At 43.7% G+C, this 15,746-nt stretch carries 14 protein-coding genes; 13 read left to right on the forward strand and 1 reads right to left on the reverse strand.

The window, feature by feature from the left end; all coding sequences use genetic code 11:
- Nucleotides 1-4: 4 nt before the first annotated feature.
- The 4 genes from truA (at nt 5) to NQ518_RS02110 (ending at nt 3,651) form a co-directional block, all read left to right on the forward strand.
- Nucleotides 5-736: a tRNA pseudouridine(38-40) synthase TruA gene (truA, locus tag NQ518_RS02095; RefSeq protein ID WP_227204986.1), complete on the forward strand. Its 732-nt coding sequence runs from the start codon at nt 5-7 to the stop codon at nt 734-736.
- Nucleotides 736-1,659, forward strand: coding sequence for a DMT family transporter (locus NQ518_RS02100; RefSeq protein WP_227204988.1), 924 nt, complete (start codon nt 736-738; stop codon nt 1,657-1,659). Before truA ends, NQ518_RS02100 begins: the two co-directional genes overlap by 1 nt.
- Before the next feature lie 87 nt (nt 1,660-1,746).
- On the forward strand, nt 1,747-2,634 hold the full coding sequence (gene dapA, locus NQ518_RS02105) for a 4-hydroxy-tetrahydrodipicolinate synthase (RefSeq protein WP_227204990.1): 888 nt from the start codon (nt 1,747-1,749) through the stop codon (nt 2,632-2,634).
- A 129-nt stretch (nt 2,635-2,763) separates the two neighbouring features.
- Nucleotides 2,764-3,651, forward strand: coding sequence for an RluA family pseudouridine synthase (locus NQ518_RS02110; protein ID WP_227960996.1), 888 nt, complete (start codon nt 2,764-2,766; stop codon nt 3,649-3,651).
- 892 nt (nt 3,652-4,543) lie between these two features.
- On the opposite strand, the gene NQ518_RS02115 is transcribed toward NQ518_RS02110, so the two are convergent.
- Nucleotides 4,544-6,100: an IS1634 family transposase gene (locus NQ518_RS02115; RefSeq protein ID WP_227960864.1), complete on the reverse strand. Its 1,557-nt coding sequence runs from the start codon at nt 6,098-6,100 to the stop codon at nt 4,544-4,546.
- A gap of 944 nt (nt 6,101-7,044) precedes the next feature.
- Here NQ518_RS02115 and NQ518_RS02120 point away from each other — a divergent pair.
- The 9 genes from NQ518_RS02120 to NQ518_RS02160 all read left to right on the forward strand — a co-directional run bounded on the left by NQ518_RS02120 (nt 7,045) and on the right by NQ518_RS02160 (nt 15,734).
- Nucleotides 7,045-7,395, forward strand: coding sequence for an NADH-quinone oxidoreductase subunit A (locus tag NQ518_RS02120; RefSeq protein WP_025071546.1), 351 nt, complete (start codon nt 7,045-7,047; stop codon nt 7,393-7,395).
- The gene (locus tag NQ518_RS02125; RefSeq protein WP_227960994.1) at nt 7,386-8,081 is read left to right on the forward strand and encodes an NADH-quinone oxidoreductase subunit B; all 696 of its coding nucleotides are present in this window, start codon (nt 7,386-7,388) and stop codon (nt 8,079-8,081) included. The genes NQ518_RS02120 and NQ518_RS02125 overlap by 10 nt, the downstream gene beginning before the upstream one ends.
- A 16-nt stretch (nt 8,082-8,097) precedes the next feature.
- Nucleotides 8,098-9,669, forward strand: coding sequence for an NADH-quinone oxidoreductase subunit D-related protein (locus tag NQ518_RS02130; protein ID WP_227960992.1), 1,572 nt, complete (start codon nt 8,098-8,100; stop codon nt 9,667-9,669).
- An 80-nt stretch (nt 9,670-9,749) separates the two neighbouring features.
- Entirely contained in the window at nt 9,750-10,835 is a 1,086-nt protein-coding gene (gene nuoH, locus NQ518_RS02135; RefSeq protein ID WP_227960991.1) for an NADH-quinone oxidoreductase subunit NuoH, read from the forward strand.
- 29 nt (nt 10,836-10,864) lie between these two features.
- A complete protein-coding gene (locus NQ518_RS02140) occupies nt 10,865-11,398 on the forward strand; it encodes a 4Fe-4S dicluster domain-containing protein (RefSeq protein WP_227960989.1) in 534 nt (177 codons plus the stop codon).
- Between the two features lie 14 nt (nt 11,399-11,412).
- Entirely contained in the window at nt 11,413-11,934 is a 522-nt protein-coding gene (locus NQ518_RS02145; protein WP_227960987.1) for an NADH-quinone oxidoreductase subunit J family protein, read from the forward strand.
- Entirely contained in the window at nt 11,931-12,239 is a 309-nt protein-coding gene (nuoK, locus tag NQ518_RS02150; RefSeq protein WP_004348632.1) for an NADH-quinone oxidoreductase subunit NuoK, read from the forward strand. The genes NQ518_RS02145 and nuoK overlap by 4 nt, the downstream gene beginning before the upstream one ends.
- 4 nt (nt 12,240-12,243) lie before the next feature.
- A complete protein-coding gene (locus NQ518_RS02155; RefSeq protein ID WP_025071551.1) occupies nt 12,244-14,211 on the forward strand; it encodes an NADH-quinone oxidoreductase subunit 5 family protein in 1,968 nt (655 codons plus the stop codon).
- 38 nt (nt 14,212-14,249) lie between these two features.
- Nucleotides 14,250-15,734 (forward strand): complex I subunit 4 family protein, encoded by a 1,485-nt coding sequence (locus NQ518_RS02160; RefSeq protein ID WP_227205006.1) that lies wholly within the window; start codon nt 14,250-14,252, stop codon nt 15,732-15,734.
- The last annotated feature ends 12 nt before the right edge of the window (nt 15,735-15,746 follow it).

Below are 15,746 nucleotides of genomic sequence, written 5' to 3' on the forward strand. Positions count from 1 at the left end.
TTTCATGCATCGGTATTTCATTTGTTTCCGCTATGACGGAACAGCTTATCATGGATGGCAGGTGCAACCCAACGGGCATTCGGTGCAGGCTGAGTTGCAACAGGCCATGTCTGTTATTCTTAGAGAGCCCATCGTGACCGTAGGGGCCGGCCGGACAGATGCCGGTGTGCATGCTCGGAAGATGTTTGCACATTTTGATTTTCATGCTGAGATAGACACCAAACAATTCACCTATAAGCTCAATCGTCTGCTGCCGCGGGACATTTCGGTATTGAACGTTTATCTCGTCAGTGAGGATATGCATGCCCGCTTCAGTGCCAAATGGCGCACCTACCATTATTATATACACCTGTCGAAGAATCCATTTCTGCGCCATTATTCGTGTCAGTTGCCTTATCAGCTCGACTTTTCATTGATGAACGAAGCAGCGTCGCATCTGCTGAAGGTTGAAGATTTTGGTGCTTTCTGCAAAAGCAACACGGATGTAAAGACAACGTTGTGTCATGTGGTGCAGGCTGAATGGGTGGAAGTTGGCGAAGATGCTTGGTACTTTGTCATCAAAGCCAATCGCTTTTTGCGCAATATGGTACGTGCTGTGGTTGGTACTTTGATAGAAGTGGGCCGACATCGCATGACCCTCGATGAGTTTGATGCCGTTGTACGGAGTGGAAACCGCACCAAAGCAGGCGAAAGCATGCCTGCCAATGCGTTGTTTTTAGATGACGTTGAGTACTGATGGAGTGGTTGTTGCTTGCCTTCTTGTCAGCGGTACTGCTGGGCTTTTATGATGTTTTCAAGAAAAAAGCCTTGTCAGGCAATTCCGTCATCCCCGTATTATTTCTGAATACACTATTCTGTTCGTGCATTTTTTTGCCATTTATCATCCTGTCTGCAACGACAGGTGTGTTGGACAACACCATCTTCCATGTTTCCTCTGGAGGATGGGAAGTCCACCGATACATCCTACTGAAGAGTTGTATCGTACTGTCTTCTTGGATATGTGGCTATTTTGCCATGAAGCATCTTCCGCTTACCATTGTTGGTCCCATTAATGCTACACGTCCCGTGATGGTACTTGTCGGTGCCATGCTGGTGTTTGGTGAGGAGCTGAACCTATATCAATGGATTGGCGTTCTGCTGGCCATTACGTCGTTCTACCTGCTGAGTAGGTCGGGCAAGAAAGAGGGAATAGATTTTAAGCACAATCGCTGGTTGTTCCTTCTGGTGCTTGCTGCACTGTTGGGAGCAGTGAGTGGCTTGTACGACAAGTATCTCATGGCTCCGGTAACAGCTGGGGGAGTAGGGTTGGACAAAATGATGGTACAGGGTTGGTATAATATTTACCAGTGTTTCATGATGGGAGTGGTCTTGTTACTGATATGGTATCCCACCCATCATCATACCACATCTTTTCATTGGTCGTGGTCGATAGTGGGCATCAGTGTTTTTCTTTGCATGGCCGATTTTGTCTATTTCTATGCCTTGAGTAAGCCAGAGGCCTTGATATCCATCGTTTCCATGGTGCGAAGAGGCAGTGTATTGGTGAGTTTCTTATTTGGAGCCTTTGTCTTTCATGAGAAGAATCTCAAGGGAAAAGCGGTCGACTTGGCTTTGGTGTTGTTGAGCATGGTGTTCTTGTTCCTGGGTAGTAAGTCGTAAATAAAATGTTTTTTTTCTGTCGTTTGATTAGCTTTATCGGCTAAAAGTACTATATTTGCAATTAAATCGTAAGATTAAAAGGCATTTATGAGATATCACATTTTTCGAGGACTTGGTGTGGCAGTAGTGACCCCTTTTACGTTGGATGGCGCAGTAGATTATCCAGCGTTGAAGCGACTGATTCGTTATCAATTGGATAGTGGTGTTGATTTTCTATGCATCTTGGCGACAACCGGTGAGACACCGTGTCTGACATTGGATGAGAAAAACAAGATCACAGAGTTGGTTAAAGAGGAGAACAAGGGGCTGGTTCCAATCTTAAAGTATTGTGGAGGCAACAATACGGCAGCAGTGATTGAAGAGATGAAAGCCACAGACTGGACTGGAATCGACGGCATCTTGAGTATCTGTCCCTATTATAACAAACCCTCTCAAGAGGGATTGTATCAACATTTCAAGGCCATAGCTTCAGCCAGTCCGCTTCCAGTCGTGATGTACAATGTGCCAGGGCGTACGGGTGTCAATATGAAAGCCGAAACAACGGTTCGGTTGGCTCATGACTGTGAAAACATCGTAGGCATTAAAGAGGCAGCTGGAAGCCTTGAGCAGGTGGACGAAATCATTAAGGGTAAACCCGATAGGTTTGACATTATCAGTGGGGACGATGCGCTGACGTTCTCCATGATAGCCAGTGGTGCGGCCGGTGTGATATCAGTTATTGGCAATGCTTTACCCAGAGAATTTTCCAGAATGATTAGACTTGAGTTCCAGGGCGAATACGAAGCTGCCCGGAGAATACACCACATGTTTACCGAGCTATATAGTCTTTTGTTCGTTGACGGTAACCCTGCTGGCGTCAAGGCTTTGCTCAACGACATGGGGTACATTGAGAATGTGTTGCGTTTGCCATTGGTACCCACAACGATTAAAACCAAAGAAAAGATGGCTGACATCTTGAAAGAGATAAGAATTTAAGGTACAGCTGGATTGTTGGATGAATGATTTGAATGCCATTAGATAGGGATGGAGGAGGAAACGTCTCTGACTGAAAGCATTCAAGATAAATGACAAGACTTTCGCACGTGCGAGTGAAGAGCAGACTGGATGGATATCAATAAGATGAAAGGCGATTATGACCGCTATGAGGTGGCGCAAGCCGACACGCTGTTAAACTGGTTGCTGAATCATGTCACCAACCTTAGCAAGAGTAAAATCAAAGCGACGTTGGCTGGAAAAGGCATCATCGTGAATGGCAAGTGCATCACGCAGTTTGACTTTCCGCTTGAGGCGGGAATGAAAATTGCGGTGAGCAAGTCTAAAAAAAACACCAACTTCAAAAACCGCTATTTGAAGATTGTCTACGAAGATCGTTATTTGGTTGTGATTGAAAAGCACGTTGGAATCCTGTCCATGGCTGCGGGTCATTCTTCATTAAACGTGAAAAGGGTTCTTGATGATTATTTTAGAACCAGTAAACAGAAATGCACGGCACACGTTGTGCATCGGTTGGATCGAGAAACCAGTGGTCTGATGATTTACGCCAAGGATATGGCGACAGAACAAGAGCTGGAACACAACTGGCACGACATTGTGTACGATCGCCGTTATGTGGCGGTGGTGTCCGGCGAAATGGAAGTCGACGAAGGGGTCATTACGAGTTGGTTGAAAGACAACAAGGCCTACGTTACCTATTCAAGTCCGGTAGATAATGGCGGAAAGTTTGCCATTACCCATTTTCATACCTTAGATCGAACCACCGAACATTCGCTGGTAGAGTATCGCTTGGAAACGGGACGAAAGAATCAGATACGCGTCCATTCTGCCGATATAGGGCATCCTGTGTGTGGAGATCTCAAGTATGGCAATGGTGACAATCCCCTTGATCGGCTTTGTCTGCATGCCTACATGCTCTGTTTTACCCATCCAGTAACTCGTCGGCCAATGGAATTTGAAACGCAGATTCCTCCTGCTTTCAGGAAGTTGTTTAAATAAACGAATGAGTATTTGATGTTTGAAAATTTTGTAGCAAACGTAAGTATGAACATGTTTTTAGCGTAATTGATTCAATGAGTTCAAACTTTTCTTTGTATATCTTTTGCATAGTTGCCATCGCTTTGGCCATCTTTTTTATTAAAAAAGTGACCAGTTGCTTAATCAAAACTATCATATCCTTGATTTTATTAGCTGTACTCGTCTATATAGCGTTCACCCTTGGGGTGTTGTAGGCATTCCAAGTAAATTGTTGGTTCTTTGAACGACATCATACACGGGCGTGGTGCGTTGGGATGTCTTAATAAATCTTAAAACTATTGACGTGTATGATAATATTCTATATATTTGCAAAGTGAGTTATATTCTCATGCAAGTTGTTTTCCTGTTAGCCGATAGTTACGAATAAACTACTTTGCAAAACGCATAAAAAACAATTTTAAAAGATTCGTGTAATCCTATTAATAACATATCATCTCGTTATGACAAATTGTGAATAGTGGTTTTTAGGAAATTTATTTTCATACTCTTTAATAGTTACGAAGAGTATTCTAAAATGTCAAGCGAGATACAAACTGACCTTATTCTTCAATAGGGTTTAACGGAGGTCGGTGGAGTGGAGCTGATATCATATCAAAGCTCCACTTTTTGTGTCAAATGGGAATTGGTTCATTCTTGATACTTGTGTAGTTAGGAAATATTTATTTTGCAGGCAAAGGAACACATGTTAAAGCAAGCAATGTGCTTAATCTTTTCGGTAAATTCTTTATTAAATCTAAAAGAGGAACCGATGCCAGCACCAATATAGAGGTACAAGGGATTTGGTTGTTACATACATCTGTTGACACTATTTGAGGCAGAATATTTTTTCGCTGCCTCCATTTTCCTGACTTCGTCATCGTGTCACCCAAAAATCTTCGTCAAAGAGTTTAGCTATTCTCTGATGTCTTGCCATCAGCATAGTCTGCGTATAAACCTCCTTGTTCAGAGGTAGCTTGATTTGTATCGTTGTAATGGTCTTTGCCAATGCAAGCACCTTGTCTATGCTCATCTTAATCTCTGAGACTTTCAACATACGCTCCAATTCCTTGTATACTTTCAAAGCCACGAAGCAGATGCATATATGAGCCTCGATTCGTTTGCGCGTAAAGTGAAACATGGGACGTATCTCTATCTTTGATTTGGCTATGCGGAAGGCTCGTTCCACATGCCAAAGGTTGTGATATGCCGTGTATATGTCCTGTATTGGTATATCCGTATTGGTGAGATATCCCTTTAGGCCGTCCCATTTGGAGTCGTCGGCAACACGGTCATAATTGATGGCGACTTTCACTTCACCATCCATGGATAAGAACTTATTGTAACCTCTCTTGTTGATGTTGCCTTTCGTGAGCGCACCATGCTTGTAAGCCTTTTCCAACCTGCGTATTCCCTTTTCCCGGTTATAGGCATCTTTCTTAGCACGGTCATCTGTATAGCCGACCAAGAGACGACGTCCGCCTCCTTTGTCATATTCAACCATCTGGCAGTCGCGCTTGGGCTGTTCCAGTATCCAGTTCTTGACCTCTTGACTTTCATTCTTTATCTTCGCACCTATTATATACTTGTAGCCGTGCGATTCAAGTTCCGCTATGTTGGCATTGTTCATCAGACCAGAATCTGCCACTACAACGAAGTTTTCCAATCCGTATTTGCTTACAAACTCGTTTATCGTCGGCAGCATCGTATGACCCTCATATTTGTTGCCTTCATGGATGCAATAGGCAAGCGGATAGCCACCAAGGCTGACAAGCAGTCCAAGTATGATTTGAGGATTACTGTGACGTCCCTCTTTCGAGAAACCTGTCTTGCGTAATTCGTCCTCATAATCCGCTTCAAAGTAAAGTGTGGTAACATCATAGAATAACACACCGATATTTCCACCGAACAGTTTAGCTGTATGTTGCACGCTTATGTCCTGTACGATTTCGTGCTGATGGTCGCTAAGCTTGTCAAGATAGCGATAGATTTTTGAGAGATCCATATCTTCGTCAAAGTGGTTTTTAAGGTATTCCACCGTGGCAGCTTTGCTTGTTGGATATGCCAAACGAGCCTTAACAAGCTTGCGGAATACATCATCGTCAATCCGATTGAAACCAATCCTGTCAAACGTGCGGTCTAATATCAAGTCGCATCCGTTGAGAAAGATATTGCTGACATTGGACAGGACACGGCGGACTTCTTCACGCTCATGGTCACAGGCCTCACGTTCCTCGCCGAATAGATCAAGCTGGGGCTGGCGGCGTGAATTCTCTCTGGAAATCCATTCTTTTGCTTCAATGACAAGATTTTCAACCTCACCTTCATTATAGGCTACTCCAATTGTGGCAAGTTCCTTCATTTTGCCTCCAATTTTCTCAACAACGATAACTCCGATATTGCCAGATGGATATTTCTTTTTGCGGACAAACATAGTTAAAATATCTTTCGTGTCACCCAATATTAGATGACACAAAGATACAAAATAGTGTTTATCAACCAGTTATAAAATACATGTTTTTTGAGTGACGAAGTCAGGCCAGCACCAATATAGAGGTACAAGGGATTTGGTTGTTACATACATCTGTTGACACTATTTGAGGCAGAATATTTTTTCGCTGCCTCCATTTTTATTCTCCTGCTTTATTTCCTGCGTAGTGATTTTGCTCTGAATTTATTTGTTACAAAAAGGGAAGAGGAAAATATTTGTAAACTTTTGTTCTTGTTTTCAAGTACATCTTTCCCCTGTTAAAGCATTGAGATAAGCCTAAGAAAATAGCTCGAGTTTTCTTTGTTTTAGTTTTTTTGAAGGTGTCAGAATAGTGAGTTACCACCTTATTCCTATGCTTTAATCAGCTTATCTGCATGCTTTAGTCGTGCTAAAAGATAGCTTTTGCTCCCTTGTAGCATGGTTCTAAGATGCCAATTTCGCCCATTTTGATGCCAAAAGCATGGAGTTAGCCCCCATGCCTTCTGCTATCTGGTTCGTAAGTCTATCTATATCAATATTTTGTAAAATTCGCATATTTGTCGTCAACCATGAGGTTGATTGAAAATATCGCCAGGATTTTGCCCTAAAATCCGAGAGTTTTCTAATGTATTGTGTTAAGAATTTTCAAATATTATATGCCTTCAAATACTATCAACTTTTTACTTTTATTTGTATGTCGTTAGTGGAAGTTGAATAAGTGCATTGTAGCTTTGAAAATAAAATAATTACTCGAGAATCTCATTTTGCAATCTGAAGTTAGCAATTTAACCTATTTTTTTTGTCATATCTTGTAAAAAATCTCAAAATAATGATTAACTTTGCATCGCATTTGTAAAAATGTATGTGTTTCGACAGAAAGCGAGAACAATTATAATTATAATAATTTTATGAATTTTACTTTATTCGTTACCGTTTTGTTGACGGCCGTAACCTTGGTAGTGGCAGCTTATGTCATTGCAAAGTTGATTGGTCCGCGCTCGTATAATGCGGTAAAAGGCGAACCCTATGAGAGTGGTATCCCAACGAGAGGTTCTTCGTGGCTTCCCATGCACGTTGGTTATTACCTCTTCGCTATCCTTTTCCTCATGTTCGATATCGAGACTGTACTGCTCTATCCATGGGCGGTAGTTGTGCGAGATTTTGGAGCTATGGCATTGGTTAGCATCGGTTTCTTCCTCATGGTACTTGTCTTAGGCTTGGCTTATGCTTGGCGGAAAGGAGCTTTGGAATGGAAATAAAGAAACCGTATATCAAGAGTATTCCTTACGAAGAGTTTAAGGACAACGAATCGTTGGAACGCATTGTTGACGAACTCCATGAAGGAGGCGTGAATGTTGTCACAGGATCGCTGGATCAATTGATTAACTGGGGACGTGCCAACTCGCTCTGGAGCTTGACATTCGCTACCAGCTGTTGCGGTATTGAGTTTATGGCAGTGGGATGCGCTCGTTACGATTTCGCTCGTTTCGGATTTGAGGTCACACGTAACTCTCCACGACAAGCCGACCTGATTATGTGTGCTGGAACCATTACCAACAAAATGGCACCTGCTTTTAGGCGTTTATACGATGAAATGGCAGAACCCAAATACGTTATTGCGGTAGGAGGATGTGCCATTTCTGGCGGTCCGTTTAAGAGCAGTTATCACGTGGTTAGAGGAATTGATGAGATTGTTCCCGTCGATGTCTTTATACCGGGATGTCCGCCACGCCCAGAGGCTATCATGTATGGCATGATGCAGTTGCAGCGCAAAATCAAAGTAGAAAAATTCTTCGGAGGTGTCAATCATAAGCAAGAGGATCACCACCACGGATTGAGTAACGCAGAGGTGTACCAACAAAAACTGAAGGAAAACAAGCCTATCGTAGTGACTCACGTTCCCGAAGACTTTCATCCTCAAGAAGAGTTAGAACATCAACATTAAATAAGGTATATCGGATATGAAATTAGAAAATATAGAAATTGCATTCAGTAACTTGGCACAAGAGATGTCGAAACTGAAGAACGACAAGCATTTCGATTACCTTGTTACCATTGTTGGCGAAGACTTTGGCGAAGAAGGGTTAGGATGTATTTATATTTTAGAAAACACACTAACTCACGAGCGTACATCGGTCAAGGCGATAGCGCAGCAAATAGGGGAGGAGTATGTACTCGATACTGTTTCCAACCTATGGAAGGCTGCCGATATTTTAGAGCGTGAAGTGTACGACTTCTTAGGTATTAAGTTCTTGGGACATAAGGATATGCGCCGTCTTTATTTGCGCAATGATTTCAAGGGCTATCCACTTCGTAAGAACTTCGATGTCTCGCCCGAGAACAACCAGTACACTTTGGAAGAGGATGTGGAGTTGGATTACACGTTCCAATACTCACTCGACAAGAACGGTAACTTGGTAGAGACCCGCGTTCCGTTGTTCACAGACAACGATTTCGTTATCAACATCGGTCCTCAACACCCCAGTACGCACGGTGTACTTCGTTTGCAAAGTGTATTAAGCGGTGAAACCGTGAAGCGAATTTATCCGCATTTGGGATATATCCACCGTGGAATGGAGAAGATGTGCGAGGCGTACACCTATCCTCAAACCTTGGCGTTGACAGACCGAATGGACTACCTCAGTGCCATGATGAACCGCCATGCGTTGGTGGGCGTTATCGAAGAGGCGATGGAGATAGAACTGACCGAGCGCATACAGTACATCCGTACCATCATGGACGAGTTGCAGCGTATCGACTCGCACTTGCTATATTTGGGTTGTTGCGCACAGGATTTGGGTGCTTTGACAGCCTTCTTGTACAGCATGCGCGACCGTGAACACGTGTTGAACGTCATGGAGGAGACTACGGGTGGACGACTCATTCAAAACTATTACCGCATTGGCGGTTGCCAAGATGATATTGATTCCAACTTTGTGGAGAACACCAAGAAACTGTGTGCTTATCTCAAACCCATGTTACAAGAGTACATGGATGTGTTTGGGGATAACGTCATTATGCAACAACGCTTCAAGGGAATTGCGCCCATGAATCTTGAAAACATCATTAGTTATGGTGTAACAGGTGCTTCTGGACGTGCTTCTGGCTGGAAAAACGATGTGCGCAAGAATCATCCTTATGCCATGTACGACAAGGTAGAGTTTGAGGAAGTTCTCAACGAGCATTGCGATTCGTTTGGTAGATACCTCAATCGTATTGAGGAAATCAAGCAAAGCATTCGCATCATCGAACAGCTTATTGATAATATTCCAGCAGGCGACTTCTATGTAAAACAGAAGCCAATCATCAAAGTGCCTGAAGGACAATGGTATTTCTCATGCGAAGGCTCGCGTGGCGAAATAGGAGTTTACTTGGATTCCAAGGGAGACAAGATGCCTTATCGCTTGAAATTCCGTCCTATGGGCTTGAATCATGTTGCTGCGATGGATGAGATGCTACGAGGACAAAAGATAGCTGACCTTGTTACTGCAGGTGCGGCGCTCGACTTTGTCATTCCAGATATTGACAGATAGCAGGTATATAAGTTGACAACTTGTAGCAATGCTTTGCTCAATGTTCGCAACTTGTTCAATATAAATAACTTAAATAGATCATGTTTGATTTTAGTATAGTAACCACATGGTTCGACACGCTGCTTCGACAAACCTTAGGTTTGAACGATTTTTGGACGATATTCATTGAATGTGTTATCGTTGGTGTCGCCATTCTCACTGCCTACGCCTTGTTGGCGATAGTGTTGATATTCATGGAACGTAAGGTGTGTGCTTACTTCCAATGTCGTCTCGGGCCTATGCGTGTGGGCTTTTGGGGAACGCTTCAGGTGTTTGCCGACGTGTTTAAGATGCTCATTAAAGAAATCTTTGCCGTTGACAAAGCCGACAAATTCTTGTATTATATTGCGCCATTCTTTGTCGTGATTGCCTCGGTGGGTACTTTCTCGTTCCTTCCTTGGAATAAGGGAGCGCACATTCTCGATTTTAACGTGGGCATCTTCTTGGTGTCTGCTATATCGAGTATTGGTGTGTTAGGCGTCTTTTTGGCAGGATGGGGATCAAATAACAAATATTCTGTTCTGTCTGCCATGCGTGGAGCGGTGCAGATGATTTCGTATGAAATGACCTTGGGACTGACTCTCATTGCGGCTGTTGCCTTGACGGGAACGATGCAAATGAGCGGAATTGTGGAAGCACAGACAGGACCATGGAACTGGTTAATTATTAAAGGACATCTTCCAGCGATCATTGCATTCTTGTTGTTCTTGGTAGCTGGCAACGCTGAAGCGAACCGTGGACCGTTCGACTTGGCAGAGGCAGAGAGCGAGTTGACTGCTGGATACCATACAGAGTATTCGGGAATGGGTTTTGGTTTCTACTATTTGGCAGAATACCTCAACCTATTTGTCATCGCAGGATTAGCCACTGCCGTGTTCTTAGGCGGTTGGGCACCTTTCAACATTGGAGTCGAAGGCTTCGATGCTGTGATGAATTATATTCCTGGCATTGTGTGGTTCTTAGGTAAGACCTTTGTTGTAGTTTGGCTTCTGATGTGGATTCGCTGGACGTTCCCACGTTTGAGAATTGACCAAATCTTAACTTTAGAGTGGAAGTATCTCATGCCATTGGCATTGGTAAATCTCATACTGATGACCATTTGTGTGGCTTTTGGTATCCACGGTTAAATCGTTTCATTTCTTGAAGATTCAGTAAGATGGAAAATAAACAATCATATTTTAGCGAAATCTGGTATGCTGTCAAGTCGCTTGTAACGGGGTTGAGGGTTACCTTGAAGGAATACTTCACCCCAAAGAGCACCGAACAATATCCAGAGAATCGCAAAACGACACTGCATGTGGCTCAACGTCATCGCGGACGCTTAGTGTTTAAGCGTAACGAAGACGGCACTCACAACTGTGTAGCGTGCACTATGTGCGAGAAAGCATGTCCCAATGAGACCATACTCATTAAGAGTGAAATGGTTGTCAATGAAGAAACGGGCAGGAAAAAGAAACAATTGGTGGACTATCAGTACAAATTAGGCGATTGTATGTTCTGCCAACTCTGTGTCAACTCTTGTAACTTCAACGCCATTGAGTTTACCAACGACTTTGAAAACAGTGTGTTTGAGCGAGATTCCTTGACCATGCACCTTGACAAGGAAGTGTATCAAGGCGGAAGTTTGCCAGACTTGATAGACGGTGGGGCACCGCTGACCATTGGACAATTTAATACCAAAACCAAATAAAAGTAGTAACGTATATGGCTAATTTAATCATGTTTTGCATTTTGGCAGTCGTCATCTTGGGCTCTGCCATCATGTGTGTACTAACAAAAAGGATTATGCGGGCGGCTACCTTTCTGATATTTGTTTTATTTGGTGTTGCAGGTATCTATTTCCTTTTAGGATATACATATTTGGGAGCAGCACAGATTGCTATTTATGCAGGGGGCATCACGATACTCTATATCTTTGCAATACAGTTGGTATCTAAGCGTACGCTCCAAGGATTAGTAGAACATCTCAAAGGTTCACGCGTCTTTCAGGGAGCTTTGCTCTCATTGATAGGACTGGCTACCGTGATAGGTGTCTTGGTGAAGAACCAGTTTATACATCAAGCAACGCAGGTTGCCGATGCAGAAGTCTCGATGAATGTCATTGGCCAAGCATTGGTAGGCTCTGAAAAATATCAGTATGTTTTGCCCTTTGAACTCATTTCCGTGTTTTTGTTGGCATGTATCATTGGCGGTTTGTTAATTGCCAGAAAGGAGGATGATAAATGATACCCGTTGAATGTTTGATAGGTCTGAGTGCGCTATTGTTTTTTATTGGCGTATTTGGCTTCGTTACCCGTCGTAATTTGTTGGCAATGTTAATCTCCGTAGAGTTGGTTCTTAACTCCGCAGACATCAACTTTGCCGTGTTTAACCGCATCCTGTTCCCCGAACAGTTGGAGGGTTTTTTCTTCACGTTGTTCTCCATTGGCATCAGTGCTGCCGAGACAGCGGTGGCGATTGCCATTATTATAAACGTTTACCGAAACTTTGGTAGTGATCAGGTGAACAGTATTGAAAATATGAAATTATAAGATGATGGATTACAGTTATGTATATTTAATACTTCTTCTACCTGCACTCAGTTTCCTGATACTTGGACTGTTGGGTATGAAGATGAGTCATAAGGTGGCTGGACTCATTGGCACCGTGGTGCTTGGTACGGTGTTCTGTCTCTCTTGCTACACCGCTTATGAATATTTTATAGGCGTAGGGCGTGGCGTTGACGGATTATATCCTACCATTACACCTTTTAATATTACGTGGTTGAAGTTTACTGAACTGCTTACCTTTAACATCGGTTTTAGGTTGACACCTATTTCTGTAATGATGTTAGTGGTTATCTCTACGGTCAGTTTCATGGTGCACATCTATTCCTTTGGCTATATGCACGGAGAAAAAGGTTTTCAGCGTTATTACGCTTTCCTTTCGCTCTTCACCATGTCAATGTTGGGCTTGGTAGTAGCAACCAATATCTTCCAGATGTATTTGTTTTGGGAATTGGTGGGCGTTAGCTCTTACCTGCTCATTGGTTTCTATTATCCCATGCACACAGCCGTGGCTGCTTCAAAGAAAGCTTTCATTGTAACACGCTTTGCCGATTTGTTCTTTTTAATCGGTATTTTGTTTTATAGCTTCTATGTAGGAACATTCAATTACGATTTAACCGCTACGCCAGAATTGGCAACTCATGCTGCTCATGCCGCTTGGGTGATGCCGTTGGCTCTGTTCCTGATGTTTATTGGTGGTGCAGGTAAATCAGCCATGTTCCCTTTACACATTTGGTTGCCCGATGCGATGGAAGGTCCAACTCCAGTTTCGGCATTGATTCACGCTGCAACGATGGTGGTGGCAGGTGTGTATTTGGTGGCAAGTATGTTCCCCTTGTTCGTGGAATATGCGCCCGAACAGTTGCATTGGATTGCTTATATTGCAGCCTTTACTGCCTTTTATGCGGCTGCCGTAGCATGTGCACAGAGCGACATCAAGCGTGTCTTGGCATTCTCAACCATTTCGCAGATTGGTTTTATGCTCGTTGCTTTGGGCGTTTGCTTGCCCGATCCTGCCACAGGAGCAGTAGCAATGACCGAAGAATATGCCGACGTACAAGGATTAGGATATATGGCAAGCATGTTCCATCTGTTTACGCATGCCATGTTCAAGGCTTGTTTGTTCTTGGGTGCAGGATGTGTGATTCATGCCGTACACTCCAACGAGAAATATTATATGGGAGGACTTCGCAAGTACATGCCCATCACGCACATTACGTTCTTGATTTCATGTCTTGCTATTTCGGGCATTCCACCTTTCTCAGGATTCTATTCAAAGGATGAGATATTGGTGGCTTGTTACAACTTCCATCCCGTCATGGGAATGGTGATGAGCGGTATTGCTATGATGACCGCCTTCTATATGTTCCGTTTGTATTACGTTATCTTCTGGGGTAAGAGCTATTACGAGTCGCATCAGGGCGAACCCAACGTGCATGCGCCTCACGAAGCTCCTGCGGTGATGACCTTTCCGTTGATATTCTTGTCGCTCATCACTTGTACCGTCTTCCTTTGGGGGACACGTGCAGGACAACTGGTGTCTGCCAACGGCATTGGGTTTAATACGCATACCAACTGGTCAGTGGCGATTACCAGTACTGTATTGGCATTGCTTGCCATCGGTCTTGCCACCTTTATGTATAAAGGAGAGAAAACGCCAGTGGCAGACAAGTTGGCAAGTACTTTCCCAACCTTGCACCGCGCTGCTTACAAACGTTTTTATATGGACGAGGTTTGGCAGTTTGTGACACACAAAATTATCTTCCGTTGTGTCAGCCGTCCCATTGCTTGGTTCGACCGTCATGTCATTGATGGCTTCTTTAACTTCTTGGCATGGGGTACACAAGAGGCAGGCGAAAGCATCCGACCTTGGCAGAGTGGCGATGTGAGACAATACGCCATTTGGTTCCTTACAGGTAGTGTAGCATTGACGTTGGCATTGATTTGCTTGTTGTAATGCTTTAGTTAGAAAGATTTAATGAATAAAATACAAAAATGAGTATATTAACATTATTCGTCGTTATTCCCGTCTTGATGTTGTTCGGGCTTTGGTTGGCTCGCAACATCCGTCAAGTACGTGGCGTCATGGTGGCTGGCTCTACCGCTTTGCTGGCACTCTCTGTTTGGCTTACTATTGCATTTATCCAAATGCGCCATGCAGGAAATACCGAAGCCATGCTGTTTATGTACAGTGCACCTTGGTTCAAACCGCTTAACATTGCTTACACGGTAGGAGTGGATGGTATCTCGGTTGTCATGTTGCTCTTATCGAGTATCATCGTTTTTACGGGTACCTTTGCCTCTTGGCAGCTCAAACCCATGACTAAAGAATACTTCCTTTGGTTCACCTTGTTGAGCATTGGTGTGTTTGGCTTCTTTATCTCTATCGATTTATTTACCATGTTCATGTTCTACGAGGTGGCACTTATCCCGATGTATCTGCTCATAGGTGTGTGGGGTAGTGGTCCAAAAGAATATGCCGCTATGAAGTTGACGTTGATGCTCATGGGCGGAAGTGCCTTGCTGATTATCGGTATCCTGGGCATTTACTTCTATAGTGGAGCCACCACGATGAACGTACTTGAGATTGCTGCTCTGCACAACATTCCCGTTGATGTTCAGAAGATATTTTTCCCATTGATATTCATTGGATTCGGTGTGTTAGGCGCCTTGTTCCCCTTCCACACATGGTCACCCGATGGACATGCTTCTGCACCCACCGCTGTCTCTATGCTCCATGCTGGCGTGTTGATGAAGTTGGGAGGCTACGGCTGTTTCCGCATCGCCATGTTCTTGTTGCCCGAGGCGGCACAAGAGTTGGCTTGGATCTTCCTTATCCTCACCACCATCTCTGTAGTCTATGGTGCTCTTTCGGCTTGTGTACAAACCGACTTGAAATATATCAACGCCTATTCTTCGGTAAGTCACTGTGGTTTGGTGTTGTTCGCACTGTTGATGATGACCAAAACCGCTTGTACGGGTGCGATTCTCCAAATGCTCTCGCACGGTTTGATGACCGCTTTGTTCTTTGCGCTCATCGGTATGATTTACGGACGTACGCATACACGTGATGTCCGTCAGTTGGGTGGATTGATGAAAATCATGCCTTTCTTGGGCGTGGGATATGTAGTGGCAGGTTTGGCGAACTTGGGGTTACCCGGTTTCTCCGGCTTCGTTGCTGAGATGACTATCTTTGTAGGCTCGTTTGCCAACAACGACACATTCCACCGCACCGCTACTATTATTGCTTGTACCTCCATTGTTGTTACCGCAGTTTATATCCTGCGTGTTGTCGGAAAAATACTATATCAGAAGGTACCCAATCCTCATTTTGAGCAACTCACTGATGCTACATGGGACGAGCGTGTGGCTGTGATGTGTTTGATATTCTGTGTAGCTGGCTTAGGTATCGCACCTCTGTGGGCAAGCAATGTCATCAATGATGCCGTAGGACCTATCCTACTCAATATAATACACTAAAGTTTAGAAGAA

Origin of the sequence: Hoylesella buccalis ATCC 35310 (genome assembly GCF_025151385.1) — a bacterium.
In the GTDB taxonomy this organism is placed as follows: Bacteria; Bacteroidota; Bacteroidia; order Bacteroidales; family Bacteroidaceae; genus Prevotella; species Prevotella buccalis.

What these genes read in the sequence shown, in the direction of transcription:
- NQ518_RS02100 (WP_227204988.1), top strand. Translation starts at nt 736, where the DNA reads ATGGAGTGGTTGTTGCTTGCCTTCTTGTCAGCGGTACTGCTGGGCTTT.
- NQ518_RS02155 (WP_025071551.1), top strand. Translation starts at nt 12,244, where the DNA reads ATGGATTACAGTTATGTATATTTAATACTTCTTCTACCTGCACTCAGT.
- truA (WP_227204986.1), top strand. Translation starts at nt 5, where the DNA reads ATGCATCGGTATTTCATTTGTTTCCGCTATGACGGAACAGCTTATCAT.
- dapA (WP_227204990.1), top strand. Translation starts at nt 1,747, where the DNA reads ATGAGATATCACATTTTTCGAGGACTTGGTGTGGCAGTAGTGACCCCT.
- NQ518_RS02130 (WP_227960992.1), top strand. Translation starts at nt 8,098, where the DNA reads ATGAAATTAGAAAATATAGAAATTGCATTCAGTAACTTGGCACAAGAG.
- NQ518_RS02125 (WP_227960994.1), top strand. Translation starts at nt 7,386, where the DNA reads ATGGAAATAAAGAAACCGTATATCAAGAGTATTCCTTACGAAGAGTTT.
- nuoK (WP_004348632.1), top strand. Translation starts at nt 11,931, where the DNA reads ATGATACCCGTTGAATGTTTGATAGGTCTGAGTGCGCTATTGTTTTTT.
- NQ518_RS02140 (WP_227960989.1), top strand. Translation starts at nt 10,865, where the DNA reads ATGGAAAATAAACAATCATATTTTAGCGAAATCTGGTATGCTGTCAAG.
- NQ518_RS02120 (WP_025071546.1), top strand. Translation starts at nt 7,045, where the DNA reads ATGAATTTTACTTTATTCGTTACCGTTTTGTTGACGGCCGTAACCTTG.
- NQ518_RS02145 (WP_227960987.1), top strand. Translation starts at nt 11,413, where the DNA reads ATGGCTAATTTAATCATGTTTTGCATTTTGGCAGTCGTCATCTTGGGC.
- NQ518_RS02115 (WP_227960864.1), bottom strand. Translation starts at nt 6,100, where the DNA reads ATGTTTGTCCGCAAAAAGAAATATCCATCTGGCAATATCGGAGTTATC.
- nuoH (WP_227960991.1), top strand. Translation starts at nt 9,750, where the DNA reads ATGTTTGATTTTAGTATAGTAACCACATGGTTCGACACGCTGCTTCGA.
- NQ518_RS02110 (WP_227960996.1), top strand. Translation starts at nt 2,764, where the DNA reads ATGGATATCAATAAGATGAAAGGCGATTATGACCGCTATGAGGTGGCG.
- NQ518_RS02160 (WP_227205006.1), top strand. Translation starts at nt 14,250, where the DNA reads ATGAGTATATTAACATTATTCGTCGTTATTCCCGTCTTGATGTTGTTC.